Annotated in this window: 28 protein-coding genes and 1 other RNA gene; 13 read left to right on the top strand and 16 right to left on the bottom strand. The window is 56.3% G+C overall.

Annotation, left to right across the window (positions count from 1 at the left end; all coding sequences use genetic code 11):
• Positions 1-38: 38 nt before the first annotated feature.
• The 10 genes from rseP to AC2FJF_RS02825 form a co-directional block, all read right to left on the bottom strand.
• Positions 39-1,391, bottom strand: a complete 1,353-nt coding sequence (rseP, locus tag AC2FJF_RS02870) for an RIP metalloprotease RseP (protein WP_496722752.1) — start codon at positions 1,389-1,391, stop codon at positions 39-41.
• Positions 1,392-1,395: 4 nt separating this feature from the next.
• Entirely contained in the window at positions 1,396-2,568 is a 1,173-nt protein-coding gene (dxr, locus tag AC2FJF_RS02865; protein WP_496722750.1) for a 1-deoxy-D-xylulose-5-phosphate reductoisomerase, read from the bottom strand.
• Complete coding sequence (locus tag AC2FJF_RS02860; protein ID WP_496722747.1) at positions 2,568-3,350, bottom strand: phosphatidate cytidylyltransferase; 783 nt, start codon at positions 3,348-3,350, stop codon at positions 2,568-2,570. The genes dxr and AC2FJF_RS02860 overlap by 1 nt, the downstream gene beginning before the upstream one ends.
• Positions 3,347-4,078, bottom strand: a complete 732-nt coding sequence (gene uppS / locus AC2FJF_RS02855; RefSeq protein ID WP_496722744.1) for a polyprenyl diphosphate synthase — start codon at positions 4,076-4,078, stop codon at positions 3,347-3,349. The genes AC2FJF_RS02860 and uppS overlap by 4 nt, the downstream gene beginning before the upstream one ends.
• Before the next feature lie 8 nt (positions 4,079-4,086).
• Positions 4,087-4,650, bottom strand: coding sequence for a ribosome recycling factor (gene frr, locus AC2FJF_RS02850; protein ID WP_496722742.1), 564 nt, complete (start codon positions 4,648-4,650; stop codon positions 4,087-4,089).
• Positions 4,651-4,835: 185 nt separating this feature from the next.
• Complete coding sequence (gene acuI, locus AC2FJF_RS02845) at positions 4,836-5,831, bottom strand: acryloyl-CoA reductase (protein WP_496722739.1); 996 nt, start codon at positions 5,829-5,831, stop codon at positions 4,836-4,838.
• 58 nt (positions 5,832-5,889) lie between these two features.
• The gene (locus tag AC2FJF_RS02840; protein WP_496722736.1) at positions 5,890-6,993 is read right to left on the bottom strand and encodes a dimethylsulfoniopropionate demethylase; all 1,104 of its coding nucleotides are present in this window, start codon (positions 6,991-6,993) and stop codon (positions 5,890-5,892) included.
• Positions 6,994-7,500, bottom strand: a complete 507-nt coding sequence (locus AC2FJF_RS02835) for a DinB family protein (protein ID WP_496722734.1) — start codon at positions 7,498-7,500, stop codon at positions 6,994-6,996.
• A complete protein-coding gene (locus tag AC2FJF_RS02830) occupies positions 7,500-8,204 on the bottom strand; it encodes a DUF1326 domain-containing protein (RefSeq protein WP_496722732.1) in 705 nt (234 codons plus the stop codon). The genes AC2FJF_RS02835 and AC2FJF_RS02830 overlap by 1 nt, the downstream gene beginning before the upstream one ends.
• 4 nt (positions 8,205-8,208) lie before the next feature.
• Positions 8,209-9,000 carry a DUF2182 domain-containing protein gene (locus AC2FJF_RS02825; RefSeq protein WP_058277885.1) on the bottom strand — a complete coding sequence of 264 codons (792 nt, stop codon included), beginning with the start codon at positions 8,998-9,000 and terminating at the stop codon, positions 8,209-8,211.
• 86 nt (positions 9,001-9,086) lie between these two features.
• Here AC2FJF_RS02825 and AC2FJF_RS02820 point away from each other — a divergent pair, with 86 nt between their 5' ends.
• The 7 genes from AC2FJF_RS02820 (at position 9,087) to AC2FJF_RS02790 (ending at position 13,834) form a co-directional block, all read left to right on the top strand.
• Positions 9,087-9,818, top strand: coding sequence for a FadR/GntR family transcriptional regulator (locus AC2FJF_RS02820; protein WP_058271561.1), 732 nt, complete (start codon positions 9,087-9,089; stop codon positions 9,816-9,818).
• A 10-nt stretch (positions 9,819-9,828) separates the two neighbouring features.
• Positions 9,829-10,191, top strand: coding sequence for a DUF4345 family protein (locus AC2FJF_RS02815; protein ID WP_496722729.1), 363 nt, complete (start codon positions 9,829-9,831; stop codon positions 10,189-10,191).
• A gap of 36 nt (positions 10,192-10,227) precedes the next feature.
• Positions 10,228-10,573, top strand: a transfer-messenger RNA (tmRNA) gene (ssrA, locus tag AC2FJF_RS02810).
• A 99-nt stretch (positions 10,574-10,672) separates the two neighbouring features.
• Positions 10,673-11,104, top strand: a complete 432-nt coding sequence (locus AC2FJF_RS02805) for an ester cyclase (protein ID WP_282168355.1) — start codon at positions 10,673-10,675, stop codon at positions 11,102-11,104.
• A 126-nt stretch (positions 11,105-11,230) separates the two neighbouring features.
• Complete coding sequence (locus AC2FJF_RS02800; protein WP_496722726.1) at positions 11,231-12,046, top strand: chromate resistance protein ChrB domain-containing protein; 816 nt, start codon at positions 11,231-11,233, stop codon at positions 12,044-12,046.
• On the top strand, positions 12,043-13,296 hold the full coding sequence (gene chrA / locus AC2FJF_RS02795) for a chromate efflux transporter (RefSeq protein WP_496722724.1): 1,254 nt from the start codon (positions 12,043-12,045) through the stop codon (positions 13,294-13,296). Before AC2FJF_RS02800 ends, chrA begins: the two co-directional genes overlap by 4 nt.
• Before the next feature lie 76 nt (positions 13,297-13,372).
• On the top strand, positions 13,373-13,834 hold the full coding sequence (locus tag AC2FJF_RS02790) for an SspB family protein (RefSeq protein WP_058271556.1): 462 nt from the start codon (positions 13,373-13,375) through the stop codon (positions 13,832-13,834).
• Positions 13,835-13,867: 33 nt separating this feature from the next.
• On the opposite strand, the gene AC2FJF_RS02785 is transcribed toward AC2FJF_RS02790, so the two are convergent.
• Entirely contained in the window at positions 13,868-14,455 is a 588-nt protein-coding gene (locus tag AC2FJF_RS02785; RefSeq protein WP_496722722.1) for a hypothetical protein, read from the bottom strand.
• A 183-nt stretch (positions 14,456-14,638) separates the two neighbouring features.
• Here AC2FJF_RS02785 and fumC point away from each other — a divergent pair, with 183 nt between their 5' ends.
• From fumC to AC2FJF_RS02760, 5 genes are all read left to right on the top strand, one after another.
• A complete protein-coding gene (gene fumC / locus AC2FJF_RS02780) occupies positions 14,639-16,030 on the top strand; it encodes a class II fumarate hydratase (RefSeq protein ID WP_496722720.1) in 1,392 nt (463 codons plus the stop codon).
• Positions 16,027-16,551, top strand: a complete 525-nt coding sequence (aroQ, locus tag AC2FJF_RS02775) for a gamma subclass chorismate mutase AroQ (RefSeq protein WP_496722717.1) — start codon at positions 16,027-16,029, stop codon at positions 16,549-16,551. Before fumC ends, aroQ begins: the two co-directional genes overlap by 4 nt.
• Positions 16,548-16,724, top strand: a complete 177-nt coding sequence (locus tag AC2FJF_RS02770; RefSeq protein WP_109311564.1) for a DUF4169 family protein — start codon at positions 16,548-16,550, stop codon at positions 16,722-16,724. The genes aroQ and AC2FJF_RS02770 overlap by 4 nt, the downstream gene beginning before the upstream one ends.
• Positions 16,721-16,939: a ribbon-helix-helix domain-containing protein gene (locus tag AC2FJF_RS02765; RefSeq protein ID WP_496722714.1), complete on the top strand. Its 219-nt coding sequence runs from the start codon at positions 16,721-16,723 to the stop codon at positions 16,937-16,939. Before AC2FJF_RS02770 ends, AC2FJF_RS02765 begins: the two co-directional genes overlap by 4 nt.
• Before the next feature lie 64 nt (positions 16,940-17,003).
• Positions 17,004-17,606 (top strand): DNA-3-methyladenine glycosylase I, encoded by a 603-nt coding sequence (locus tag AC2FJF_RS02760; protein WP_496722712.1) that lies wholly within the window; start codon positions 17,004-17,006, stop codon positions 17,604-17,606.
• Positions 17,607-17,609: 3 nt separating this feature from the next.
• On the opposite strand, the gene AC2FJF_RS02755 is transcribed toward AC2FJF_RS02760, so the two are convergent.
• The 4 genes from AC2FJF_RS02755 to AC2FJF_RS02740 form a co-directional block, all read right to left on the bottom strand.
• Entirely contained in the window at positions 17,610-18,491 is an 882-nt protein-coding gene (locus AC2FJF_RS02755) for a fructose bisphosphate aldolase (RefSeq protein WP_496722710.1), read from the bottom strand.
• A gap of 72 nt (positions 18,492-18,563) precedes the next feature.
• Positions 18,564-19,913, bottom strand: a complete 1,350-nt coding sequence (locus tag AC2FJF_RS02750) for a cytochrome P450 (protein ID WP_496722708.1) — start codon at positions 19,911-19,913, stop codon at positions 18,564-18,566.
• Positions 19,910-21,124, bottom strand: coding sequence for a hypothetical protein (locus AC2FJF_RS02745; RefSeq protein ID WP_472723713.1), 1,215 nt, complete (start codon positions 21,122-21,124; stop codon positions 19,910-19,912). The genes AC2FJF_RS02750 and AC2FJF_RS02745 overlap by 4 nt, the downstream gene beginning before the upstream one ends.
• Before the next feature lie 63 nt (positions 21,125-21,187).
• A complete protein-coding gene (locus AC2FJF_RS02740; protein ID WP_496722705.1) occupies positions 21,188-21,940 on the bottom strand; it encodes a cytochrome c biogenesis CcdA family protein in 753 nt (250 codons plus the stop codon).
• Between the two features lie 105 nt (positions 21,941-22,045).
• Here AC2FJF_RS02740 and AC2FJF_RS02735 point away from each other — a divergent pair, with 105 nt between their 5' ends.
• Positions 22,046-22,279: a sulfurtransferase TusA family protein gene (locus AC2FJF_RS02735; protein ID WP_496722703.1), complete on the top strand. Its 234-nt coding sequence runs from the start codon at positions 22,046-22,048 to the stop codon at positions 22,277-22,279.
• A 46-nt stretch (positions 22,280-22,325) separates the two neighbouring features.
• Here AC2FJF_RS02735 and AC2FJF_RS02730 read toward each other — a convergent pair whose 3' ends face one another.
• Positions 22,326-25,205 (bottom strand): Rne/Rng family ribonuclease, encoded by a 2,880-nt coding sequence (locus AC2FJF_RS02730; RefSeq protein WP_496722700.1) that lies wholly within the window; start codon positions 25,203-25,205, stop codon positions 22,326-22,328.
• Positions 25,206-25,515 lie beyond the last annotated feature (310 nt).

Raw genomic sequence — 25,515 nt, 5'->3', positions numbered from 1 at the left:
GGCGAAATTGCGGCTTTTGTTGGCGCGTAAGGCCATAATCAGCAAAACAGATCGTTGGTCAGTGCGAAGATCATCAAGCCGAGGATCAAGGAGACCCCTACCCCCATCAAAATCTTCAGCGCGCCATCGCTTGGCGGTTTGCCAGTTACAGCTTCATAGGCATAAAACACCAGATGACCGCCGTCCAAGGCCGGGATCGGAAACAGATTCAGCAAACCGACTGCTGTAGACAGCACAGCAATAAAGAAGATGAAGCTTTGCGCACCCTGGCTGGCCATCGCCCCCGAAGTTTCGGCAATACCAATCGGGCCGGTCATGTTGCAGGTGCTGATGGCACCGGTAATCATGTGCCAGATACCTGACAGTGAGCCGTCTATGACACGCAGAGTTTGACGTGCGCCGCCCGAAATGGATTCGAGAACACCAGCCGATTCAGTCGCAGGTTCCAGCATCATGCCGCCAACGATACCAATGCGCCAATGCGTGACAAAGCCGCCTTCTGCCTGTGGTTCATCGGTGCGGCGCGGGGCAAGGGCGAATTCAAGATCGGCCCCGTCGCGCCAGACATTCAAGAGCAGAACTTTCCCGTCGGACCCTTCGACATGCTCTTTCAACTGATCGAAAGCAAAGATTGGGTCTCCGTTGACCGAAGTGATGACATCACCGCGCTGAAGGTCGATATCCATGGCCGCACTGCGCGGGCTAACCTGCTGGATCAGTGGCGGAAACAGCCAGGGGCCCGTAACATCCATGGTCTGATCATCGCGGATGACCTTATAATCCAAAACCGGTTCCACCGGCAGCGCGTCAACAAAGTCAGTCCATGCGCCCTCCTCGTCGAAGTCAGGCACCGCGACGCCGCCAATCGCGACGATTTCGTCACCGTCCTGCAATTGCTGAACAGTGCCGGGCAAAGGGTGCAAGGTCCCAACGGTCAGTGGGTCTTTGGTCACGCCCTGGGTCAGGAAAATCAGACCGAACACCAGGATCGACATGATGAAATTGAAAACCGGACCTGCGGCAACCGTGGCCGACCGGGCCCAAAGAGGCGCCCCGTGCATAGTGCGGCGCAGATCCTCTGGGCTTTGTTCGGTAATTTCCTCCATCGCGGTTTCGTCTTTGCCCGACGCCGCGTTCGCGTCGCCCAAGAATTTGACATACCCACCAAAAGGCAGCGCGGCGATCTGCCACCGCGTGCCGCGCTTGTCGATGCGGCTCCAAAGAACCGGGCCAAACCCGACCGAGAACACCTCGGCATGAATACCGGACCAGCGTCCAACAATGTAGTGGCCGTACTCGTGTACCGCCACGATCACCGAAAGTGCGATGACAAAGGCAATGATCGTATACAGCAAATTGCCGAACTGAGGGATCAGAGAAAGTACGTCCAAAATTCTATCCTGCTCGTTGGATGACGATGTCATCGACCCACGTACGTGCCAAATGGTCCGTTTGCAGCACGTTATCAAGGATTAAAGGGGCATCAATAAGGTCGCCTGCGGCCTCAAACCTGTCCAGAACGGTCTCGACTATGTCGGCCATCTGAAGGAAACCGATTTCACGCGCAATGAACCGATCCAACGCCCGTTCTTTGGCGGCGTTGAATACAGCACCTGACAGGCCACCGCGTTCCATCACGGCGCGTGCCAAGCGCAGCGCGGGATACCGCGCCTCATCAGGTTCATTGAACCTAAGCTGCTTCAGTTTTCCAAGATCCAGTCGTTCGACCGGCAAGTCCTTCCGATCGGGCCAGTGCAAAGCGTACCCGATGGCATGGCGCATATCCGGGGCGCCCATATGGGCCATGACAGCGCCGTCCTGGAACCCGACCAGAGCGTGAACGACGGATTCCGGGTGCACCAGCACTTCGATCTGATCCGGAGACACGCCGAAGAATTCTTTGGTTTCAATCAGCTCCAGCGCTTTGTTGAACATAGACGCGCTGTCGATTGTGATCCGCTGCCCCATATCCCAGTTCGGATGGCTCGAGGCTTGCTCGACTGTTGCATGTGCCAGTTTGCTCAGTGGCCAGTCACGGAACGCGCCGCCACTTGCTGTGATGATGATACGCTCGACCGCGGCCATATCCTCGCCGACAAGCGCCTGAAAAACGGCCGAGTGTTCGCTGTCGACCGGCAAAAGCCGCGCATTGTTCGCCTTGGCAGTCTCAAGAACCAACGCACCGGCGCAGACAAGCGTTTCCTTATTGGCCAACGCCAGCGTGCCGCCCTGCCTGAGCACTTCAAGACCCGGCTCCAGACCAGCGGCGCCGACAATGGCCGACATAACCCAATCGGCAGGCCGTGCCGCAGCTTCCGTCAGCGCATTTTGACCAGCGGCCACTTCGACGCCCGAACCCGCAAGGGCCGCGCGCAGATCATCCAGCCGGTTTTCATAGGCCGTAACTGCCAAATCTGCGTTCAAACGCCGGGCATCTTCTGCCAGTTTGTTGATATTCGCCCCACCCGTCAGAGCGACGACGTCATAGGACGCGGGGTCGCGATCAATTAGATCAATCGTGTTCTGTCCAATTGATCCGGTCGCGCCGAAGATTGAGATTTTGCGCATCACATCGCTCCGGGGGAATAGAGAATCCCGGCTATCAAAACAAAAAGGGCCGCGCCCATCATGCCGTCAAAGCGATCCAGAAACCCGCCATGCCCTGGGATCAAGTTCGAGCTATCTTTGACCCCGAACTTGCGCTTTGTCGCGCTTTCGACAATGTCCCCAGCTTGACTGGCCATCGACGCAAGCACCGAAATCACCACAAACATGACGCCAAAACCAGCATTCACGGCAAAGATCGTGCCAACCACAGCTGCTGCAGCCCACCCGCCTGCAGTGCCCGACCATGTTTTCTTTGGGCTGACCTTTGGCCAGAACTTAGGGCCGCCAAAGGTTTTGCCAACAAAGTATCCCGCAACATCCGTTGCCACGACCACCGAGATCAGCCAGACCATCCAGCCGAACCCCATGTTCTCGCGGATTGAGATGAAGCCTAGACCCGACGCAGCGATCCAGAGAGCAAAGAGTGCGTAGATACCCTTGGATCGACTGATTTGCCCTGCCCCGACCAATGCCGGTGCAAGCAGGAATGGCAACGTATAAAGCGGCGGAAGATGATAGCTGAGCACGACCGCAACACCGGTGAGAATGCCCAACTGGATCGCGATACCATTGCGGTCCGGATCAATCATCCGCACCAATTCCCAGGTCATCAAGCCGCAGGCTAATGCGATAAAGGCTTCGAACCACAGCCCGCCCAGCCACACTTCGACTGAACCGATGCACACAAGCACCGCGGCAGACAGAACACGGGCGGTTAGGTCAGACCATCGGCCCTCACTCATGCCGGAACCGCTCCGAACCGCCGGTCACGGCTTCCAAAGTTTCGACACAGCCGTTCCAACTCGGCCGAGGTGAAGTCGGGCCATAGCGTGTCGATGAATTCGTATTCCGAATAGGCTGATTGCCACAAAAGAAAGTTGGATATACGGGCTTCGCCACTGGTTCGGATCACCAAATCCGGGTCGGGAAGAACATGCGTATCCAAATACTTGGGCAGAGTTTCCTCATCCACGTCATCGGGTCGCAGGCGGCCTTCGGCCACGTCACGCGCCAGCCGTTTGGTCGCCCGGGCAACCTCATCCCGCCCGCCGTAATTCAACGCAATGGTCAAGTGCACCAGATCGTTGTGCTGGGTTGCTACCTCCAAAGTGTCCATCAGTTCGGTCAGCTTGGAATCCAGACGAACCCGATCGCCGATAAAGCGCACGCGCACACCGGCTTTGGTCAGGTTGCGAGCTTCCTTGATGATGTACCGTCGAAACAGGCTCATCAACCCGGCGACTTCAACCTGGGTCCGTTTCCAGTTTTCAGTCGAAAAAGCAAATACTGTCAGATACTTGATACCCAACCCCGGACAGGCCTCGACTACTTCCCTTACCCGCCGGGCACCGGCCTGATGCCCAAACAGCCTGGGCCGGTTGCGCGCCTGAGCCCAACGACCGTTGCCATCCATGATGATGGCGACGTGGCGTGGTCCGGTAGCGGGTGAGGGTTGCGACGTGTCAGGCATTTCGTGGATCAGACCTGCATGATCTCTGCCTGCTTGGTTTCAAGCGCGGCATCTACGTTCTTGATCATCTGGTCGGTCAGGTCCTGGACTTCGCTTTCCCAGAACTTCTGATCGTCTTCTGACATGCCGTCAGCTTTGGCTTTCTTGATCTGATCCATGCCATCGCGACGGACGTTACGGATCGAAACACGGGCGTGCTCGGCATATTGCCCGGCAACCTTGCCCAGCTCGCGGCGGCGTTCTTCGTTCAATTCGGGGATTGGCAGCATGATGATGGTGCCGTTCAGCTGGGGGTTGATACCCAGACCGCTTTCGCGGATGGCTTTCTCGACCTTGCCGACAAGGCCTTTGTCCCAAACATTCACCGTCACCATGCGTGGCTCGGGGACGTTTACGGTACCGACCTGATTGATCGGGGTCATCGACCCATAAGCGTCAACCATGACCGGTTCCAACATCGAGGCCGACGCGCGGCCCGTCCGCAACGAGGCGAATTCGGTTCTCAGGTTGCCCATCGCGCCTTCCATGCGGCGCTTCAGATCGTCGGTGTCCAGTTCAAAATCGTCAGACATGCTGCTCACTCCCCGTCTTCAGGTGCTGTTTGCATGGCTCATAGTCCATCGCAATTGGGATGTATAGCAATGATGATCTGGAATTGAGCCAATGACCAGAGGTGTTTCTGGCATTTTCGGGTTCTTTCAATGGCAACTGAACCGGCCGACATTGATGTCAGCCGGTTCGACCATGTGCATAGGAATCAACCGTTTACATCGACAACAACACGGCCTTTGACCTGCCCTTTTAGGATATCCGCACCCAATTGAGGCAGATCACTCAGGGTCGCGGGATGAACCATTGCCTCAAGCTTGTCCATCGGCAGGTCGGTTGCGACGCGTTGCCATGCGCGAACCCGGTTGTCATAGGGCTGCATCACACTATCGATGCCCAGCAGGTTGACACCGCGCAACAGGAACGGAATGACGCTGGCAGGCAGCCCTGCCCCTCCGGCCAGACCGACGGCTGCGACTGAGGCACCGTATTTCATCTGACCCAGCACACGGGCCAACATCTCGCCTCCCACCGCGTCAATGCACCCGGCCCAGGACTCGCTTTCCAGCGGGCGTTTCACAGTTTCATTGAGATCCTCGCGCGGGACAATCGTGGTGGCGCCCAGCGATTTCAGATATTCACCCGCCTCTGGTCGGCCTGTCACGGCAGCCACCTCATAGCCCAAATTGGCCAGAATGGCGGTTGCAACCGAACCAACACCGCCAGCGGCCCCGGTAACAAGCACTGGACCATGACCCGGCTGCATGCCTTGATCCTCAAGCGCCATAACCGCCAACATCGCTGTGAAACCGGCCGTGCCCACTGCCATTGCCTGACGCGTGTCCAGACCTTCGGGCAAGGGAACCAGCCAGTCGGCCAGGGCGTTGGCTTTTTGGGAATATCCGCCCCAATGCGCTTCACCCACGCGCCAGCCGGTCAGAACGACCTTGTCGCCCGGCTTATAGCGATCGTCCGAGGACGCCTCGACCGTGCCGCTGTAATCAACGCCGGGCACGTGCGGATAGCTGCGCACCAGCCCGCCGCCCTTCGGCGACATGCAAAGGCCGTCTTTGTAGTTTACGGTTGAATACTCAACAGCGATTGTCACTTCGCCATGGGGCAGATCCCCATCGGAAAGCTTTTTGACCGAAGCGCTTGCCAGTCCGCTGTCTTCGTCCTTATCCATTACCAACGCATTGAACATTTCAACTTTCCTTTCTTTTCAATCAGTCACCAACCTTGGCTGAACTGAAAATTCCCGTTCAAATCCAGAACTTGTCTTGGACGGTTGCGCCATGCATTCCATCCGGAGTTTCTACCTCGATCCGTGTGCCGGGCTCCCAATGGCTCAGTTTGACCATTCCTATGGAGACATTTGTGTTGAAATCAGGGGACCATGCGGCCGACGTGATCTGACCAATCCTCTTGCCGCCCGCAACAATCGGCCAAGGGCGGTCGCATGGTGGCACGGCGTCACCGTCGATTGCGATTGGACGGATTTGCTGAACCGGACCTTCCTTAGCCACGCGCAGCAGCGCGTCTCGGCCAATACACCCGATCGCCGTATGCGTGTTGCAGAACTTGCCCAGTCCGCATTCATGCGGCGTGTTGTCGTCGGTCATATCGTTGCCGTATGACAATAAGCCACCCTCAATCCGTTCGATCAGATTTGGACAGCCCGCACGGACTTGCAGGTCTTCGCCCGCCGCAAACAGCGCATTCCACAAGGGCATACCGATGTCCGAACCCTCGACATAGATTTCGAAACCACCTTGTTTGGAATAACCAGACCGTGCGATTGCGAGTTCACACCCCTCGAACTCGAACTTGTCGAACTTAAAAAAGCGAATGTCACGCACCCGGTCGCCAAAAACACGAGCCAGCAGGTCATTCGCCTTCGGCCCCTGTATCGCCAGAGGAGACACATCGGGTTCGTCGACCAGCACATCCAGACGGTATCCGTTGGCAATGCCCTTAACCCAAAGCAGCAAGTCACTGTCGGCAATCGAAATCCACCACCGATCTTCCGAGAGCTTCACCGCCACAGGATCATTCAGCATTCCGCCTGTTTCATCGACAATGGGAACGTAAAAGCACTGACCGGGCAACATCCTCCGCAGGTCCCGTGGTGTTAGCATCTGCATCAGCCGCGCGGCATCCGGCCCACGCAGTTCGACCTGCCGTTCGCAGGACACATCCCAAACCTGCACATGACTTTTCAGGTGCCGGTAATCCGCCTCAACGGACTCAAAAACAGTGGGCAATAACATACGATTATAGACCGTATATCCTTTAACCCCGGCAGCTTCGACACCCTCAGAAAAAGGTGTTCGTCGCAGGCGACGCGAGAGTGAGATCTGAGCCACTTAAGCCTCCTCAGGCAGAAAAACCAGATCGCTCACCGGTGCGGCCGAACCTGTCTCAGTCAGCATTTGATGCAACTGACCCCGGTGATGTGTTTGGTGGTTGAAGAAATGGATGACGCATTGCGCATACGGTTTCGTGACATCGGCTTCCTTGGCGGCCGAGAACCATGTGAACGGGCCGCACAGGTCCTCGTCATTCAAGGACGCGGCCCATTGGGTAGTCCGCTGGTCAATCTGATCGCGCAGAGGCAACCATTCTGCCAGATCGATGCACAGTGACGGGCTTTCCGGGATGCCGCCGCCGGGACCCTGCCCTTTGTCAAACCGCGACATCCAAATCCAGTCACCCCAAAGCAAATGATTTGCCGTACCCAGGATCGAACCAAAAAACGCTCCGCGTTCGCGGGTCAATTCCTCGTCCGAAAGTGCCGCAAGGAACCCCTTCAACTGACTGTTTTGCCAGTGATTATACCGAGCCATTTCTTGCGCGTAGGCGGCGGCGATCATCACTTTGGTCCGTGCCAGTCAATTGGGCAGATTTCGGCAGATTTTCCTCCAAAATCCCAGACACGGCCGTAGTCGCGCACCTTGGACTTGGTGCCGCGGGCCACGATGATGTCCGGACCCATCCAATATTTCGAGTTTGACACCATGACCGGGTGGTCCGGATCTTTGCCGCCCAGCATCTCGATCTCACCCTGAATTTTGCGGCCAATCGCGATGCGGCGTTTGTTGCCGTCGCGCTCAATCTGAACTGGAGCGCGCTCGGCCCCGATAATCTCGCTGACCAGCATGGTAAACAATCCGGTGGTCCCGCCTGCCTGACCACTGAAGATTTGCAACAGGCCATTGTAAGCCTTGCCGCTTGCCCGTTCGTCAACATAGGCGGCAACTTTCCACTGGCCCTCGCCCATGCGGCCCGGAATATCGACCAGCAACCCGACGTTCAGACCGGACAGATCTTCGCCTTCATAGTGGCCCTCATCAACGATAATTCCCATCCACGCGTGGCAATGCCCCTCGGTCGGAGGATGCGCGCCCAACGAAACCACGCAAGGGCAGAACACATCGCACGAGCAGTTCAGGATCAATTCGCCTTTGATTGCCCAATCTGTCGGGCTCATCTCGCGCCGCTTGGGGTTGGGCATACGGCTATCAATGCGCTGACTAATCGGCAGCTTGTCGGCCTCGGGTTTTCTGTTCTTAGCCATAGGCTTATCCTCCGTAGCTTATTGGATAGACGAGCAGAACAAGACCGCCCGCAATCAATGCAAATCCCATCGGTCGGGTCACTGCGTGCCCAATCTGGGGAAGTTTCTCCAAAACCATGAACAGGGTCGCGAGACCCATCCACAACAGGCTCATGACACCGCCAACAAAACCAAGCGCCATGAAGCCCCAGCAGCAGCCCACACAGAATGCGCCCAGTCCCAGCCCCATGCGCAATCCGCCGGTGAACCCGGTTTTCCAGTGCCCCAGAAAATAGGTCATGGGGGCATGGCAGACGCCATGACAGACCTCTTTCGCGCGGGTGAACTGAAATGCGCCGACGGCGATCATCAAGCCGCCTGCGAAATACCCGGATTTACCAATGCCCAGCATGTCAACGACCCCACCAAACAATAGCGCCAACTGAACACCGGTGATCAAAGCTGCAAAGCCAACCCAGACGACCAGATACCCGGACAGAACACCCAACCAACCTGCGCGCGAGCCATTGGCGCTGCGGATCAGATCGTCATAACTGCGCAACGTCGGCACGAGCGTCGGCAGCATCATAGCCGCCATCATGATTGCCCACATCCAGAACAGCGGGCCAAACTCGGCCATGGGCATATACATGTCCATGCGCGGGTCCATGGCCGCCATGGCCTGACCCATTGGGCCGGGGCGACCGATCCAATCCAGATCCATGTCGCGGCTCATGGTGAACATGACCCACCACGCGGACAGGATCAGGGCATAAAACCCCAGCCAAAATGCAGTGCGTAGAACTGTGCGACTCACGCGCTCCTCCCGACTCAGTCCTTGCTTTTCAAATGTCAGACTTTTAAATGTCAGACAAATAAAAATTCACCGACGGTCCCCGGAATATGAAAATCGACCCAAAAAAACCTGCTGATCTGTCCGCGCAGATCGCTCAGGCCATTCGTGACGCAATCATCTCGGGCGAATTGATCGTGGATGAACGTTTGCCCTCCGAGGCGGAATTGTCCGAGCAATTCCAGGTGTCTCGCCCAACCGTGCGCGAGGCTTTGAAGCGTCTTGCGGCGCAATCCCTGATCCGCACGCAACGTGGTGCAAGCGGTGGTGCATTTGTGAACCGGTTAAGTTTCGAGGGCGCGTATTCCCAACAGATCACGACCTCGACCCTGCTACTGTCGATGAACGCAGTCAGTTTCGACACCGCCTGCGAAGCGCGCTTCGCGCTCGAACGCGCCTGCGCTGCCTTGTCCGCACAGCGCCGTACAGCGGATCAGTTGGCCACCATGCGAGCCGAAGTTCACCGCCAATCCCAACCCGGCCTGACGGATGAGGCATTCTGCGCCTCGGACGTGGCGTTTCACCGGGCGCTGGTTGATGGTGCCGGCAATCCCGTACTGTCTTATCAACTGGCCGGCGCGGTCGAAGCCATGCAGCCGCTGATGAACATGATCACTTTCACAGCGCGGTCCCGGGAAGCAATTATTGCCTTCCACAATCAGATCGCCGACGCGCTGGAAGATCGCGACTCGACCAAAGTGGACGCGACGCTAGTTGAGCTTGAGAGCTACACAAGACAATTGGCGCAAGACGTGGCGCAGCAGCGACGTAATCCGGCGTAAGGAAAATGAAATGACCACCGCTTTGAACGTGATTGCAGCCCTCATGACCATTGGGTTCGGCCTGTTCGGGTTTCTCGCGCCCAGCTTTACCTTGGGTGCGCTGGATCTGAGCACTACAAACAGCAACATGGGGCTGAGCGAGATGCGTGCTTCGGTCGGCGGGCTTTTCGTCGTCACTGGCGTGGCTGTTTTGTTCCTCAACAACCCGATGGCCTACGCCATGTTGGGGGTTGTCTATGCGGGCGCGGCATTGGGCCGGTTCGTTTCGGTTTTTCTGGACAACCCGCCTTTGGTCAAGGCGGCTACTTTTGGTGGAATTGAACTAGTCCTTGCGCTTTGGTTGATACTGGCCAACATCAACAGGGCCACTTAACCCGCTGTAATTGCTTAGCACACCCGATTCAATTCCCAGTTTGCATCTGCTCGCACGCTCACTTATATAGGGTATGTCCTTCGGGACTATGGACATAAACGCGCTCGTAATAAGCGGATCGGACCCGGGGGCGGTACCCGGCGGCTCCACCAACATCCTTCATTTGGGGATCATGGGGCCGAAATAGGATCGACGAACGTCTAAAGGGGTTAGCTTTGTCTCGGCGGGGTGCCACCGTATCGGCCCGAAAAGTACAATTGCAAATGACAATCGTGCTCCGGTTGCAGTTGCTGCGTAAGCAGTAGCAAGACCGAAACTTAAGCCCTTGCGCCTAGCCGCGTAAGGCGGGGTTCGCAGGTACCTGGCAACAGAAACCTGCACTTTCCACTTAAAGTCTGAGTTTTTTGCTGAGCATGTTCATGTTCAGAGTTTTTTCACTATTTGGTCTCATGCTGACCCCAGCAGAATAAGGAGAGCTGGGATGTCGCACGCAGATCTACTCAGAGAGTGGTATTCCGAAGTTTGGGAAAACGGCAATACAGACGCTATTGACCAGTATTTTGCCCCCGAAGCCATGGCCGAAGGGCTTATTCCGGAAATGCAGGTCGGTGCGGATGATTTCCGGGATCTGGTCATGGCCTTTCGCCATATCCTTGGGGACATTCAGGTCGATATGCCCAAAATCATCGAAAACGGCGATTGGGTATCCGCCATCATTCACCTGCGCACAACGCGCGCCGATAATGGTGCCCCGCTTCAAGCCACGGGCAGCGTCATGGGGCGAATTAAAAACGGACGCATGGTTGAAGCGTATAACCAGTTCGATTTCATCTCACTCTTCGAACAGCTCGGCCAGTTCCCGCAGGACACATTGCCTGTGTGTATGACCGGTCAAAGGCTGGATTGGGCTTGACCATATAAGCAATCTTGACCCCCTCAGCGCTTACGCGGTAGCAAGTGCCATGGGGTAAGATTGCGAACACCCCGTGAGGCGTCAGCCCAAGTTTCGCATGTATCCGACGAAACCAGGAGACATGCTGTGCCCGCACCAAACTCGATCACCCCAAAGCAATTGTTAAGACTGATCGGCAAGCCGCAATCCCCCATACTGATCGACATCTGTATGGATGCGGATTTTGAGGCTGACCCCTATCTTATCCCCGGCTCAATACGCCATCCTGCGAAGGATATCGAAGGGCTGGTCAACCTGATCGGTGACCGACCTGCAGTCGTGATTTGCCAGAAAGGCAAGAAGCTCAGCCAGGCCGTCGTCTCGTGGTTGCGAGGCGAAGGTGTAAAAGCCGAGTATCTTGAAGGCGGCATGTTTGCGTGGCGAGACATGCCAGACGCTCCGCGTGTGCCTGCGAAGGCGTTTTCGATGCTGCAGCCCGAAGGATCCCTTTGGGTGACCCGACACCGCCCAAAGATCGATCGCATCGCCTGCCCCTGGCTGATCCGGCGGTTTGTGGACCCAAATGCCCGGTTCCTGTTTGTTGCCCCGTCGGAAGTCGAAGCCACCGCTGCAATATTTGACGCGACCCCTTTTGACATCGAAGGCGCTCATTGGAGCCACCGGCAAGACAAATGCACCTTTGACACTATGCTGGACGAATTCGCATTGCACACGCCCGCGCTGGATCGGCTTGCAACTGTCATTCGGGGCGCAGACACCAATCGCCATGACCTTGCACCAGAAGCTGCCGGGTTGCTTGCTGTCTCTGTCGGGTTGTCCCGGCAATACCGTGACGATCACGAAAACCTTGCTGCAGGAATGCATCTGTACGATGCGTTGTATCGCTGGGCGCGCGACGGGTTTGAAGAACAACACGACTGGCCAATGGACCGCAAATCATGACCCCGACACTATCGGAGCTGGTCCGTATCTTTGGGCGCATCGGGCTTTTGTCCTTTGGGGGGCCTGCGGCGCAAATCTCACTGATGCATCAGGAATTGGTGGAAAAACGCCCGTGGCTGGACGAACAATCGTATCTACGGGCGCTGTCTCTTTGCATGCTGTTGCCCGGCCCCGAGGCCATGCAACTTGCCACATATGCCGGCTGGCGGCTGCGCGGCGTGACCGGAGGGTTGATCGCCGGCGGCCTGTTCGTCATCCCTGGCGCGCTGATTATCGCCGTTTTGGTCGGGCTTTATGCAGCTTTCGGGGACCTGCCACTGGTTCAGGCCGCTTTCGTCGGGGTGAAGGCAACTGTAATCATCATTGTCCTTCAAGCGCTTAGAAACCTGTCGCGCAAAGCCCTGACCGATGTGGAGCACCGGGCAATCGCCGGATTGGGCTTTGTTGCAATCTTTGCCTTTAACCTGCCTTTTCCCTTGATCATTCTGGCTGCAGCGCTTTGGGGGTATCTGAGTTTCAAAGGTGAGGCCAACACCGCCCAAACACCCCCTGCCCCAAATGCGACGCGCCCGCTGCGCACCTGTGCCGTCTGGCTGACCCTATGGCTTGGCCCATTGGTGTTGCTGAGCGTGACTGGTCAGAAATTGCTGAGCGATCTCGGGTGGTTCTTTGCCCGCCTGGCCGTTGTTACGTTCGGCGGCGCTTATGCGGTTCTGGCATATATGACCCAAACCGTCGTGGACAAATATCAGTGGATCAGCACAGATCAGATGATTGATGCGCTGGGGCTGGCCGAAACAACGCCGGGACCTCTGATACTGGTGACACAATTTGTGGCCATGCTGACGGGACAGATTTCGGGCGGCATCCCTTTGGCACTTGCCGCCGGCGCGGTGGCACTTTGGGCCACCTTTGTCCCGTGTTTCCTGTGGATCTTCCTAGCTGCACCATATCTGGACCAGCTGGCCGCCCGTCCACGGCTGTCCGCAGCCCTGCACGGGATAACAGCAGCGGTTGTCGGCGTGATTCTCAACCTTTCCGTGTGGTTTGCTCTTAACGTTCTTTTCGGAACAATCCCGGAATTGGCATGGGGACCCCTAACCATCCCATGGCCCGAACTTGCGACACTGAACACAAAAGCGCTGGTTTTGACGTTCATGGCCGGGGTGTTGATATTCAAGCTAAAATTCGGCATGGGAATGACCTTGGCCCTGATGGCCGTGGCCGGAGTCGGTTTTCATTTTCTTTGAACAATCCACCCCCTCCCGGTCTTTCGTTTCCGAACGAATCCCCTATGCTTGGGATAACCACTTTTGAGGATGAAACATGTCGCAGGACATTGACTATGGAACCCTGATGCACACCGCCATGCGCGGCCTCATTCAGAAGGTTCTGACCAACGTTTCTGAAAACGGTCTGCCTGGGGCGCATCATTTCTTCATCACCTTCGACACACGGCAAGACGGAGTTGAACTGGCCGACTGGCTGCGCGAACGCTACCCCGAAGAAATGACGGTCGTCATGCAGCACTGGTTCGAAAACCTTGATGTCGGCGACAACGGTTTCGCGATCACGCTGAATTTCGGTGACGCTCCAGAACCGCTTTATATTCCGTATGATGCGATCAAAACCTTCGTGGATCCGTCGGTTGAATTCGGACTGCGTTTCGAAAGTCCGGAAGACGAAGAAGAGGTTGCGACCCATATCGTCGAAGAATCGATTGAGGTTGAGGAAACGCCGGTCCAGCAAGACGCGGATGTCGTTTCACTGGACAGCTTCAGAAAGTAGGCTCAGACTTACAAACCCCGCCTCTCGCGGGGTTTACTGTTTTTCGAGGAACGTATCGACCGAGCGGGATTTAACCCCGTTACGGAACCGCGAAAAAGACAGGTTAAGCCCACCGTCGGCCAGTGTGCGATCGAACTGCTGCAATTCATAGCCACCGTTTTCATCAATGAACAACGAAAACACCGTCAGAGTCTCGCCCTCGATCCGGCCCCAGACGAACGGTTCACCCTGCATCGGGTCCAGGGGCACCTCGTGACCAAACACATTGCGCTTCATCGCCGCTGAATACACGTCTGACCTGTCAGATTGCTTGAAATCGATCGAGAAGGATTGATCTTTGACCCGGCCATCCGGCTTATAGGTCGTGGTCTTCCAACTGACGTTGAACCCTTCTTTCGTTTCATGGATCGAAACGCTCATATCGCGTGGGGTTTCGGTACCATCATCGTCAACTAAATTGGCTGAACCGACGTAATCCCCGATAAAGGGCGTGATGTCCCCGGCCTGGGCCTGAAGATTGGCAAAGACAAGCCAGAATACGGCACCCACCGCGAATGCGATAAGCCGCAGCGGATTAACCCGGTTAAATTGCAGCACCTGACCCTCCAGCGTTTTGATCATGCTATTCTACCCCAGTCACAGGCGCACACAATGGTCCTAGTACCTGTGTATCAAAGAAAAATGCCCCACCCCAACGCCTATACCTTTGGTCGGGTTACGCTTATGGTGCGCGCAACTGGCCGATTGCGCGATGACGCCGTCACGGGTAAACGGCATACGACTGCATACTAGACGGAGTGACCGATGTCCCAGACCCGCACCGAATCCGACAGCTTTGGCCCGTTGGAAGTTCCCGCCGACAAATATTGGGGTGCACAGACTCAACGCTCGATCATGAATTTTCCGATCGGCTGGGAAAAGCAACCCGTCGCTATCGTACGGGCGCTGGGCGTTATAAAAAAGGCCTGCGCGATGGAGAATAAAGCCATCGGCAAGCTGGATGCTGAGATCGCCGATGCCGTCATTCAGGCCGCAAGCGAGGTGATTGAAGGCAAGTTCGATGACAACTTCCCTCTGGTCGTTTGGCAAACCGGTTCTGGCACACAGTCGAACATGAACTCGAATGAGGTCATCGCAAACCGCGCGATTGAGATCATGGGTGGTGTGATCGGTTCAAAAGAACCGGTGCACCCCAACGACCACTGCAACATGGGGCAGTCGTCGAACGACACTTTCCCGACAGCAATGCATATTGCCACAGCGATGAGCGTACGCGACGTGCTCATGCCCGGACTCGAAAAATTTGCGTCGGCACTGGAAGCCAAAGCAAAAGAGTTCGCGGGCATCATCAAAATCGGCCGCACACACACTCAGGATGCGACCCCTTTGACCCTGGAACAGGAATTCGGCGGCTATGCGCACCAGATCCGCCAAGGGATCGCTCGCGTCGAGGCTGCAATGCCCGGCATCTATGAACTGGCGCAAGGCGGCACCGCCGTCGGCACCGGTCTGAACACGCATGATGGCTGGGATGAGGCCGTCGCCAAGAACATGGCTGACATCACTGACCTGCCCTTCGTAACGGCACCGAACAAGTTCGAAGCACTCGCTGCACATGACGCCATGGTGTTCCTGTCAGGCGCGCTGGCGACCATTGCTGGCTCTTGCTACAAAATCGCGAATGACATCCGGTTCCTGGGCTCTGGCCCGCGGTCTGGCTTGGGTGAGCTGATCCTGCCGGAGAATGAGCCGGGTTCGTCGATCATGCCCGGCAAGGTGAACCCGACACAAGCCGAAGCGCTGACTCAGGTGGCCGCGCATGTAATCGGCAACGATGCGGCGATGAAGTTTGCGGGTTCGCAGGGGCATTTCCAGCTGAACGTCTACAACCCGATGATGTCGTACAACTTGCTGCAATCCATTCAGCTGCTGGGCGATGCCACCGACAGCTTTACCGAGCGTATGCTGCTGGGCATCAAGGCCAATGAACCACGCATCGATAAGCTGATGAAGGAATCCCTGATGCTGGTCACGGCGCTGGCCCCGACCATCGGTTACGACAACGCCACTACTGTCGCCAAAACGGCGCATAAGAACGGCACGACCCTCAAGGAAGAGGCCATTGCGCTAGGCTTTGTTGATGAGGAGACATTCGATGCGGTCGTCCGGCCCGAGCACATGATCGGCCCTAAATGATCGCGTGGCGTCAGCCTGCCTGCCTGTGCCTGCTTATTGCGGGCACAGCAACCTCAGCTCAGGCTGACCTGTTCGACCTGATCGACTCTCGGCTGGAATGGATGCAGGACGTTGCTGCGTTCAAACACGCCAATGGCCGCCCGGTCGAAGACCTTGAGCGTGAAAAAGTCGTGATTGACAAAACCTTGGAACAAGCAGCGCTTGCGGGCGTTGACCCGGACAGCGCGCAGCTGTTTTTCCAAGTGCAGATCGAAGCCGCGAAAGAGATTCAATCTTGTTGGATTGAACGGTGGACCGAGGACCAAACCTCTGTTCCCGAAAGCTATGCGGACCTGACAACCGAAGTACGCCCTGCACTGTTAGATCTGGGCGGGCAAATCCTTGAGACATTGTCGGATCAACCACCGGTCTCAACTACATCGCAGGCCGATTTTCTGGACACCGTGAATGTCGAATGCCTTTCAGATGACAGCCGTGCGGAATTATTCGATAGTCTGACCAAAGTGAGACATGCGCAATGACGGAACCGGTCAATCTGAACAAATATCGAAAAGAAAAAGCGCGGACCGAAAACAAGGCCCGCGCTGATCAAAATGCAGTTGCTTTTGGCCGCACCAAGGCCGAAAAGGATCTGGCAAAAAAGCAGCAACACAAGCTGAACCAAGACCACGAAGGCCGTAAGTTGGACAAATGAGCGGACGCCCGGTCAAACGATCCCTGACGCTGAAAGGCCATCGGACGTCCGTATCGTTGGAAGATGAATTCTGGCAGGCGTTCCGGACCATTTCCAAGGAAAAAAACCTACCGATCAACGCTCTGGCGGCCGAAATTGATGTCGAGCGTGACCCGGACATCGGACTTGCATCGGCCATACGGGTTTTCATTCTGAACTGGTATCAATCCAAGTAAATCAGTCTTGCTCTGACATCCAGAAACCGCTTACAGTAAGGGGGAACAAAAGGAGTACGAAGCGGTGGTTGATACAGTTCTAGGTCCAGACGGAAAACCACGCTGCGCGTGGTGTCAGGCCGCGCCCGAATTCTTTGACTACCACGATCAGGAATGGGGGTATCCGGTTGGCAATGACCAGCGTCTGTTCGAAAAGCTATGCCTCGAAAGCTTTCAATCCGGTCTAAGCTGGCGCACGATTTTGTCCAAGCGCGAGAACTTTCGGAAAGCTTTCAAAGCTTTTGATATCAACGCAGTAGCCGCGTTTGATGATGCAGATACAAAGCGCTTGCTACAAGATGCAGGAATTGTGCGACATCGTGGAAAGATCGAGGCCGTGATTAACAACGCACGCCGCGCGCAAGAGTTAATCGCTGCCGAAGGGTCTCTGGCCGCATATGTGTGGCGATACGAGGCCGACTCACCGCCTGCCCCGCAAACCGCTTCAACGTCGCCGGAATCTGTGGCGATGTCGAAAGACCTGAAAAAACGGGGCTGGAAGTTTGTCGGGCCGACGACCGTGTTTGCCTTTATGCAGGCAATGGGGCTGTTGAATGATCACGCCGAAGGTTGCGTCATGCGTGAAAAAGCGGCGCAGTTGCGCCGCGAATTCACCAAACCCCAATAGTGTTTAGACTGACGCTCGGAAAATCTTGTCGATGTTTCCGCCCAGGGCTGCATTGAACTCTGCGTCTGATTGCTTTTTTGACAATCCTTCGGTCAGCGCGCGCGAGAAGGACGCGATCATCTTACCGTTCTGGCCAAGCAAATCGCAGGCCTGTTCCGTCGAATAACCGCCCGACAGTGCAACCACACGCAGAACACGCGGATGATCGGCCAATTCATCATACAGGTTGGCCTGGCTGGGGATCGTCAACTTGAGCATTACGTCCTGTCCCTCAGCCAACTGATCAAGGTTCTTCAGGATTTCGGCCTTCAGGATGTCTTCGGCTTGGGCTTTGGTGGCGGAGTTGATGTTCACCTCGGGCTCAACAATTGGAACCATTCCGGCAGCCACAACTTCGCGCGCAACGTCGAACTGTTGTGCAACAACTGCCGCGATTCCTTCCGCGTTGGCCTCATGAATGACCGAGCGCTCCTTGGTGCCAAAAACACCGTTGGCCTTGGCCAGTGTCTCGGCCAGACCCGGAATGGGTTTCATCAACTGAACGCCATTCGCTTCGTCTTCCAAGCCTTTGTCAATCTTGAGGAAAGGTACAATGCCTTTCACTGACCACAAATAGTCCGCGACCTTCTGACCATCAATTAGCTCCCCCAGAGTGCGTTCGAACAGGATCGCGCCGATCACTTTGTCCTTGGTGAAATCGTCCGCTAGAATGATCCGCGCGCGCATTTTCTGGATTTCACCGAACATCTCTTCGTCCGAGCTGTATTCAGATGCGTCCACGCCATAAAGCGCCAGCGCCTTGGGGGTCGAGCCGCCGCTTTGATCCAATGCTGCGATGAATCCTGCGCCGTTGGACATTTGTGTGCGCTGTTCTGCTGATGACATAAGACTTTCCCGTTCAAAATGATTCCGCGATTTCAAACCGCATACAGCAAGGCGTGAAAGGATGGTAGTTTGTTAGCGCTCAACCAAGCGCAACCAAATTCCATCTTTCGACCGAACGGTCAAATGTGCGACTGGAACCGGCGTTTGTCCCGCGACCAACTCGAACCGGTAGTGTCGCAACAGCATGGATAACAGAAGCGGCCCCTCGATCATGGCGAACCCGGCACCGGGACATACGCGGGATCCTGTCGAGAATGGAATGTACGCGTTGCGCTGACAGGTCTTTCCATTCTCAGTTCCCCACCGGGTCGGATCAAATTCGTCGGGACGTTCCCAGAGCCTTTCCTGCCGATGCAGATGCCACGGGCTGATCACGATTTGCGACCCTTCGGCGACAGCCCTATTGCGGAAACGTTCGGGGCATTTCGCTTCTCGAACCATCATCGGCACGGGCGGATAAAGCCGCAGCGCTTCGCGGAACACATCCCGGCTAAGCTTTAGCCGCGACATTACAGAAAAATCGGGCGTGTCGAGCGCCACAGATTCCTCGGCCAGCCTGTCCTGCCATTCGGGATACATGGCCATCAGGTACAACGTCCACGCCAGTGCGGACGCGCTGGTTTCGTGCCCGGCAAGAAAGAAGATCGCCACCTGATCGACCATTTCCTGCGTGTCAAACCCACGCCCGGTTTCGGGATCACGCGTGGTCATGATCTTGGTTGCCAGATCATTCGGAGCGCCACCACGAGCGATCAGTTCAGCCCGATCCGCCGTAAGTCTCTGGATTAGCGACCTGATATCCTTTGCATTCTTCTTGGTGCGTCTCGAATGCAATCGCGGCAACCATTTTGGTAGAGGGACAAAGGCCGCAATGTTCAGAATGGGTTGTTCGCGCTGATAGCTGCGAAACTTGTCAAAAACCCGAGCGGCAATTTCGTGTTCGATGGGCACCGAATACAAGGTGCGAAAAATGACATCCGCCGCGATATGGCTGGTGACCTCTTCAAACTCAACGACACCACCTGACTGCGGACGCAACCGATCCACCGCTGCTTGACCAGCCGCGTGCATCGCCGGAAAGGTATCTTTCAAACGGCCGCCTTCGAACGCGGGATCAATGATCCTGCGCTGCCTCTTCCAGGTGTCCCCATTGGTCAGGAAGACAGAGTCCCCCAGCAACGGACGCAGCCCTTCACTTATGCGGTTTGATTTGGGAAAATCATCAGGGCGTTTTTTCAGAACTGTGTCGATCAATTCTGGCTGATTTACCAAATATGATCGAAAGAACGGCGTGCGAAATTCGGCCATCCAGGCGCGGTACAGCCTATGGGGTTGGGCTGACAGAATGTCCTTGCGAAACAACCTCAGATACCGCCAAAGCGATACTTTATCAGGGCGCGAAGTTGGCTTGGGCGGCGTCATGCCTTCACCGAGATGTATTTTGAGACCGGCTTATCCATCCGCGATTTCGACGGTGCCCGCCCCTCAAACCTCTGACCTAAGGTTTGAGGCCCGGCAGTGATGCGAAAATAGTCATACCGATCGGGCTTGTCGAAGGCGCAGAGATACTGGAAATGCAGGCGGAAGAATTTCCATCGCAAGTTCTTCCAGCGTTCGGGGGACAGGGTCTGTGTAAAGGCCGCAGACAGAACCAGCGGCCATTTCTTTTCGGCGGTGGCGACACCGCTGACAGAAACCGGATCGCACAGCGCAAAAGAACAACCATCGCCGGGGGCCGAGACGTCGACCCAGGTCAGGCCTTCCTGCGTGGACAAGAATTGCAAATCCGCCCTCAAACCCTGCGCCTCGGGTAGAAATGACACCATGGGCACGACCTGCCCCAATGTCAGGAACGAAAACGCGGGGCTATTGTCGCGCTGCCTGCTTTCTCGGATAACATCGGCCAGAACACTGACACCCAGATGGGCCCCTGAGCTATGGCCGACGACCAGCACCTCGTCTGCGTCTGAATTCAGCGCCTCTTGGATCAACGCACTGAATGCACGCAGGCGATTGCGTAATTCAACTGGCGTCGCCCCTTTGAGTTTCGCGGAATAGGCATAATCATGCATCAGGTAATAGGCAAAAAGTTGGCCGTCTTGCTGGCGAAACCAGCGCATCAGACCGTAGCCGGCACCAACTGCAAGTATTACGCCCAACCAATCGATAAACGGCGTCAAAACCCATGTCATGGCCCCGGCTAGCAGGATCGCCAACAGCATTTGAGCCACCAACATTCCAACCGGGTACAGTGCAGCAATCACCGGTCCTTTGCGCAGCTGCATCAGGCGCCACAGCGTTCCTGAGGACATATAGGTCCATGCGGTCTGCACCAATTGCAGATAGGTCGCCGGGATTGAGTTGGACATGCTGTCACGCACCAGATCCGACCAGACCAAAACACTCACATCGGCCTGAACTTCATCATCATCCTGCCGGGAAGTGACGTGCCATCCATATGGTCCATCGTCTGACTTGGCGGACACCGAAATCTCATAACCGGATATCTCCGCCTGCAGCGAGCCTTCGGTACGATAAAGCTCACGATACCGCCGCGGCGGTATCGGGTCATAGCCGGGAATATAGAATACCCGGCGTTTACACACCCGAGGTTGATTATTCTGACTGCTCATGGCCTTACCTTCTGCAGCGCAGGTTAACGCAGGCTAAGCGTCAAGGTAAGTCAGATCAGCAGATCATCCGAAATTCGCCAGCGCCGGGAATGTCTCTAACAGCCACCAGCTGAATTCAGTGAACAGCCCTGTGATCAGCATGATGCCCACGAAGAGCAACAAGCCCCCCATCACCTTTTCGATCGTGCCCATGTAAGGCTTGATCCGGTTCATCACCGACATAGACCGGTTCAGGAACATTGCAGCAAGCAGAAATGGAATACCCAAGCCCGCAGCATAGACGCCCAACAATAGGGTTCCCCGCGCGACCGAGGTCTCGGACGCGGCCAGCGACAGGATTGCGCCCAGCTGCGGCCCAATGCACGGTGTCCAGCCAAACGCAAAGGCCAGACCAAGGATATAAGCGCCAAACACTGATCCACCAGAATCACCAGTCTCAATCCGGGCCTCACGGTCCAGAAACGGAATACGGAAGACGTTCAGAAAATGCAGGCCAAAGACGATGACCACTGCGCCAGAGATCTTTGCGAACAACACCTGGTTTTGCAGGACAAACACCCCAAAGGCAGAAGCGGTGAAGCCCAGCAACAAAAACACCGTAGACAGGCCCAGAACAAAGAACAGAGCGGCCAAGGTTGCCTTGCGGCGTGCTTTCGCCTCATCCTGCATTTCGTTGATCGTCACGCCGCTCATATACGCCAGGTACGGCGGAACGATGGGCAGAACGCAGGGCGACAGAAAGCTGATCAGCCCGCCCAGCATCGCGATGAACATGGCAGGCAGCAGGCCCGCGTCTATGATATCTATTCCGAACATGTTCAAGCACATATGGTATGAGGCGGCCAACGTCACGGGGCCAATCGGTCACATCCTCGTGGTTGCACGCTGGACACCCCGCCAAAGTGGAAATATCTGAACCTTATGTCAAATCCGTCAGAAACACTCGATGCGCTGGGTCTGTTGTGCCCTCTGCCCGTCCTCAAAGCGCGCAAGCGTTTGAAATCCATGCCTGCGGGGGCCGTTTTGCGCGTACTGGCAGATGATCCTGCCGCCATAATTGATGTCCCGCATTTCTGCTCTGAGAGCGGGCACCAATTGCTGTCGCAGGAAGACGCAGACGGCCATCAGATCTATATGATCCAGAAATCTCACTAAGATCGGCCCAAAAGAAAAAGGCGGGCACATGGCCCGCCTCTTCTTGTTACTGACCCAGTGACCACCAACCACGCCGCTTGGGTTTGGCCGGCTGCTCCGGTTCTTCGGCTACGACCTCCAGAACCGGCTCAGGGGCTTCTTCAACCATTATGTCCGCTGGTTCTTGCGGGTCTTCTGCGGCCACTTCGGCCACAGGTTCGGGTTGTTCGGCCTCTGCACGTTCAACCTGTTCTTCAACGACGCTTTCCGCTTCGGGCGGGAGCTGCTCTGCCGCTGTTTCAGTTTGTTCAACTTTTTCGGCAGGCGCTTCCACAGGTGCATCTGTCACACCAGTTTCCTCGGCCGGTGCTTCAGGGCTTGCGGCCTGGGCATCCTTGCTCACAACAGCTTCAGCGGCGACTTCTTCCGTAGCTTCAACAGGTTCCGCGTCCTTCTTCTTGCGGCGCGGTGCACGGCGACGCTTGGGCTTGGCCGCTTTTTCTTCTTCGGCAGGATCAGATGCTTCACCCTCAGGTTTTGCGTCATCCGCCGCTTCGGTTTTGGCTTCATCCGATTCCTCGGACGCCGCTGCGTCACCCTCTTCAGCGTTCACCTCAGGAGTTTCGTCAGAACCATTGCTCTTTTTCCGACGGCGACGACGACGTTTGCGCTTGGGCTTGGCGTCCTCTTCGGCCTGAACGGTGGTTTCCTCTTCGACTGGCTCTTCCTCGCTGGCGTCGACAAGATCCATCAGGGACGCATCCACGGAAACAACGGGCGCGCTGGCTTCGGGAACGATCCGGCTTGCCGTCTTGAATTTCTCCATCGAGAAATCCGGGCTGACCAGATGTACGTCGCCTTCAACACGTACAGACAGGCCATAACGGGCCTCAATCTGTGCAATATGCTCGCGTTTCTGGTTCATCAGGAAGTTGGCGATGCTGACAGGGCAGCGAACCAGTACTTCGCGTGAACGGCGGCGGGTGCCTTCTTCCTCAATCTGACGCAAGATGGTCAGCGCCATATTGTCATCCGAACGGATCAGGCCAGTGCCGTGGCATGCCGGGCAAGGCTGCGTAGTCGCCTCCAACATACCGGGACGCAGACGCTGGCGGCTCATCTCCATAAGGCCAAAGCCCGAGATACGGCCGACCTGAATACGCGCGCGGTCAGTTTTCAGCCGTTCCTTCATACGCTTTTCGACGGCCAGGTTGTTCTTGCGCTCGTCCATGTCGATGAAGTCGATGACGATCAGACCAGCCAGATCGCGCAGACGAAGCTGGCGCGCAACCTCTTCGGCGGCTTCCAGGTTGGTCTTGAGCGCGGTTTCTTCGATCGAGCCTTCCTTGGTTGCCCGGCCGGAGTTCACGTCAATCGCGACCAGCGCTTCGGTCACGCCGATCACGATATAGCCACCGGATTTCAGCTGAACGGTCGGGTTGAACATTCCGGCCAGATAGCTTTCGACCTGATAGCGCGCGAACAAAGGCAGCGCATCCTCGTACCGTTTCACGTTCTTCGCGTGTGACGGCATGATCATCTTCATGAAGTCTTTGGCGATGCGATAACCGCCCTCGCCTTCAACCAGAACTTCATCGATTTCGCGGTTATAAAGATCGCGGATCGACCGTTTGATCAGATCGCCTTCCTCATAGATTTTTGCCGGCGCAATCGATTTCAGCGTCAGTTCGCGGATCTGCTCCCACATGCGTTGTAGGTATTCATAATCACGCTTGATCTCGGATTTAGTACGCTTGGCGCCGGCGGTCCGGATGATGAGCCCGGCTCCGGTTGGCACGTCGATTTCCGCCGCGATTTCCTTAAGTTTCTTACGGTCCGGCGCATTGGTGATTTTGCGGCTGATCCCGCCCCCACGCGCCGTGTTAGGCATCAGAACGCAATACCGACCTGCCAGAGACAAGTAGGTGGTCAGAGCAGCACCCTTGTTGCCACGTTCTTCCTTTACGACCTGCACCAGCAAGACCTGGCGGACCTTTATAACCTCTTGAATCTTATAGCGACGTGGCCGCGGCTTACGCACCGGGCGAATGTCTTCGCTGTCATCTTCGTCGGCGACGGATTCGATTGAATCGTCCTTCGAGGTCGCATCAGCACGCGCTTCGACATCGGACTTTTCGTCATCTTCAGACGTGGTGTCCTCAGAGGCTTCAAACTCTTCTACGGCTGCCTCTGGTTCGTCACCGCCAACCTCGGAATCTTCAACGGATTCCTCTGCGGCAGCTTCGACAGAGTCATGCTGAGTACCATCGGCGGCTGCCTCCTCAGCTTCTGCAGGGGCTTCGGCCACTTCCTCGACCTCAGCAGCACCTTCTGCTTCTGCCACAACCTCAGCATCAACTGGCTCTTCCGAAGATTCAGCTTCAATAGGTTGCTCTTTGGTTACTTCGGCATCGACCGGCTCTTCCACCGGAGTTTCGGCCACACGATCAGCCGGAGAGGTGCCTTCCGGAACCGACATGTCGGCTCCTTCTTCACCTTCGTCCAGATCGATGGTTTCCATGCCGGTGGGTTCGGATGAAACCTCAATCGACTCTACGGCATCATCGGATTTTACATCCGCAGCCTTCGTGCGCGAACGCGAGCGACGCTTTTTAGGCTTCGACTCTTCGGCTTCATCCCGCGCCTTCATTGCCTCGGCATAGGCGCGCTCTTCTTCCATCAGCGCTTCGCGATCTGCGACCGGAATCTGATAGTAATCCGGATGGATCTCCGAAAACGCCAGGAAACCGTGCCGGTTCCCGCCGTAATCCACAAAAGCCGCCTGTAGGGACGGTTCGACCCGGGTTACTTTTGCAAGATAGATGTTGCCAGCAAGCTGGCGTTTATTTTCGGATTCAAAGTCGAACTCCTCAACCTTGTTTCCGTCAACCACCACGACGCGGGTTTCCTCCGCGTGGGTGGCATCGATAAGCATTTTCTTAGCCATGTGTCCTTGGTGCACCGCGCCAAACGCGTTGTCCTTTCCCGTCCGGGGGGACGGGCGCTTTTGGGGTGGTGTCTTGTCAGGGCGATTTCGGACGGCGCGCGGCAGGGTCTGGCGCTGTGGCCCCCTGCCCGTATACTCAATCGTTGCGCGCGCGTCATCGCGGTTCTTCTCCGACAGGCGCAGATCTAACCGCTGCCTGCCCATTTATTCCTTTCGCTCGCTTTTGCGGGCTCAGGCGTTCAGCTGCCCCCTTGGGGGCATAATCGGTCTGCTTTGCCTTGCGGGATTGATCACCATCAACGACAGAGCA

It is taken from the genome of Ruegeria sp. CDSB013 (genome assembly GCF_059611165.1).
This window is presented reverse-complemented; position numbering and strand designations above follow the sequence as displayed.

Excerpts from the sequence above, each read along its gene's own strand:
- dxr (WP_496722750.1), bottom strand. The coding sequence starts at position 2,568 with ATGCGCAAAATCTCAATCTTCGGCGCGACCGGATCAATTGGACAGAAC.
- AC2FJF_RS02860 (WP_496722747.1), bottom strand. The coding sequence starts at position 3,350 with ATGAGTGAGGGCCGATGGTCTGACCTAACCGCCCGTGTTCTGTCTGCC.
- uppS (WP_496722744.1), bottom strand. The coding sequence starts at position 4,078 with ATGCCTGACACGTCGCAACCCTCACCCGCTACCGGACCACGCCACGTC.
- frr (WP_496722742.1), bottom strand. The coding sequence starts at position 4,650 with ATGTCTGACGATTTTGAACTGGACACCGACGATCTGAAGCGCCGCATG.
- acuI (WP_496722739.1), bottom strand. The coding sequence starts at position 5,831 with ATGTTCAATGCGTTGGTAATGGATAAGGACGAAGACAGCGGACTGGCA.
- AC2FJF_RS02835 (WP_496722734.1), bottom strand. The coding sequence starts at position 7,500 with ATGATCGCCGCCGCCTACGCGCAAGAAATGGCTCGGTATAATCACTGG.
- AC2FJF_RS02830 (WP_496722732.1), bottom strand. The coding sequence starts at position 8,204 with ATGGCTAAGAACAGAAAACCCGAGGCCGACAAGCTGCCGATTAGTCAG.
- AC2FJF_RS02820 (WP_058271561.1), top strand. The coding sequence starts at position 9,087 with ATGAAAATCGACCCAAAAAAACCTGCTGATCTGTCCGCGCAGATCGCT.
- AC2FJF_RS02815 (WP_496722729.1), top strand. The coding sequence starts at position 9,829 with ATGACCACCGCTTTGAACGTGATTGCAGCCCTCATGACCATTGGGTTC.
- AC2FJF_RS02805 (WP_282168355.1), top strand. The coding sequence starts at position 10,673 with ATGTCGCACGCAGATCTACTCAGAGAGTGGTATTCCGAAGTTTGGGAA.
- chrA (WP_496722724.1), top strand. The coding sequence starts at position 12,043 with ATGACCCCGACACTATCGGAGCTGGTCCGTATCTTTGGGCGCATCGGG.
- AC2FJF_RS02790 (WP_058271556.1), top strand. The coding sequence starts at position 13,373 with ATGTCGCAGGACATTGACTATGGAACCCTGATGCACACCGCCATGCGC.
- AC2FJF_RS02785 (WP_496722722.1), bottom strand. The coding sequence starts at position 14,455 with ATGATCAAAACGCTGGAGGGTCAGGTGCTGCAATTTAACCGGGTTAAT.
- fumC (WP_496722720.1), top strand. The coding sequence starts at position 14,639 with ATGTCCCAGACCCGCACCGAATCCGACAGCTTTGGCCCGTTGGAAGTT.
- aroQ (WP_496722717.1), top strand. The coding sequence starts at position 16,027 with ATGATCGCGTGGCGTCAGCCTGCCTGCCTGTGCCTGCTTATTGCGGGC.
- AC2FJF_RS02770 (WP_109311564.1), top strand. The coding sequence starts at position 16,548 with ATGACGGAACCGGTCAATCTGAACAAATATCGAAAAGAAAAAGCGCGG.
- AC2FJF_RS02765 (WP_496722714.1), top strand. The coding sequence starts at position 16,721 with ATGAGCGGACGCCCGGTCAAACGATCCCTGACGCTGAAAGGCCATCGG.
- AC2FJF_RS02755 (WP_496722710.1), bottom strand. The coding sequence starts at position 18,491 with ATGTCATCAGCAGAACAGCGCACACAAATGTCCAACGGCGCAGGATTC.
- AC2FJF_RS02750 (WP_496722708.1), bottom strand. The coding sequence starts at position 19,913 with ATGACGCCGCCCAAGCCAACTTCGCGCCCTGATAAAGTATCGCTTTGG.
- AC2FJF_RS02745 (WP_472723713.1), bottom strand. The coding sequence starts at position 21,124 with ATGAGCAGTCAGAATAATCAACCTCGGGTGTGTAAACGCCGGGTATTC.
- AC2FJF_RS02740 (WP_496722705.1), bottom strand. The coding sequence starts at position 21,940 with ATGTTCGGAATAGATATCATAGACGCGGGCCTGCTGCCTGCCATGTTC.
- AC2FJF_RS02735 (WP_496722703.1), top strand. The coding sequence starts at position 22,046 with ATGTCAAATCCGTCAGAAACACTCGATGCGCTGGGTCTGTTGTGCCCT.
- AC2FJF_RS02730 (WP_496722700.1), bottom strand. The coding sequence starts at position 25,205 with ATGGCTAAGAAAATGCTTATCGATGCCACCCACGCGGAGGAAACCCGC.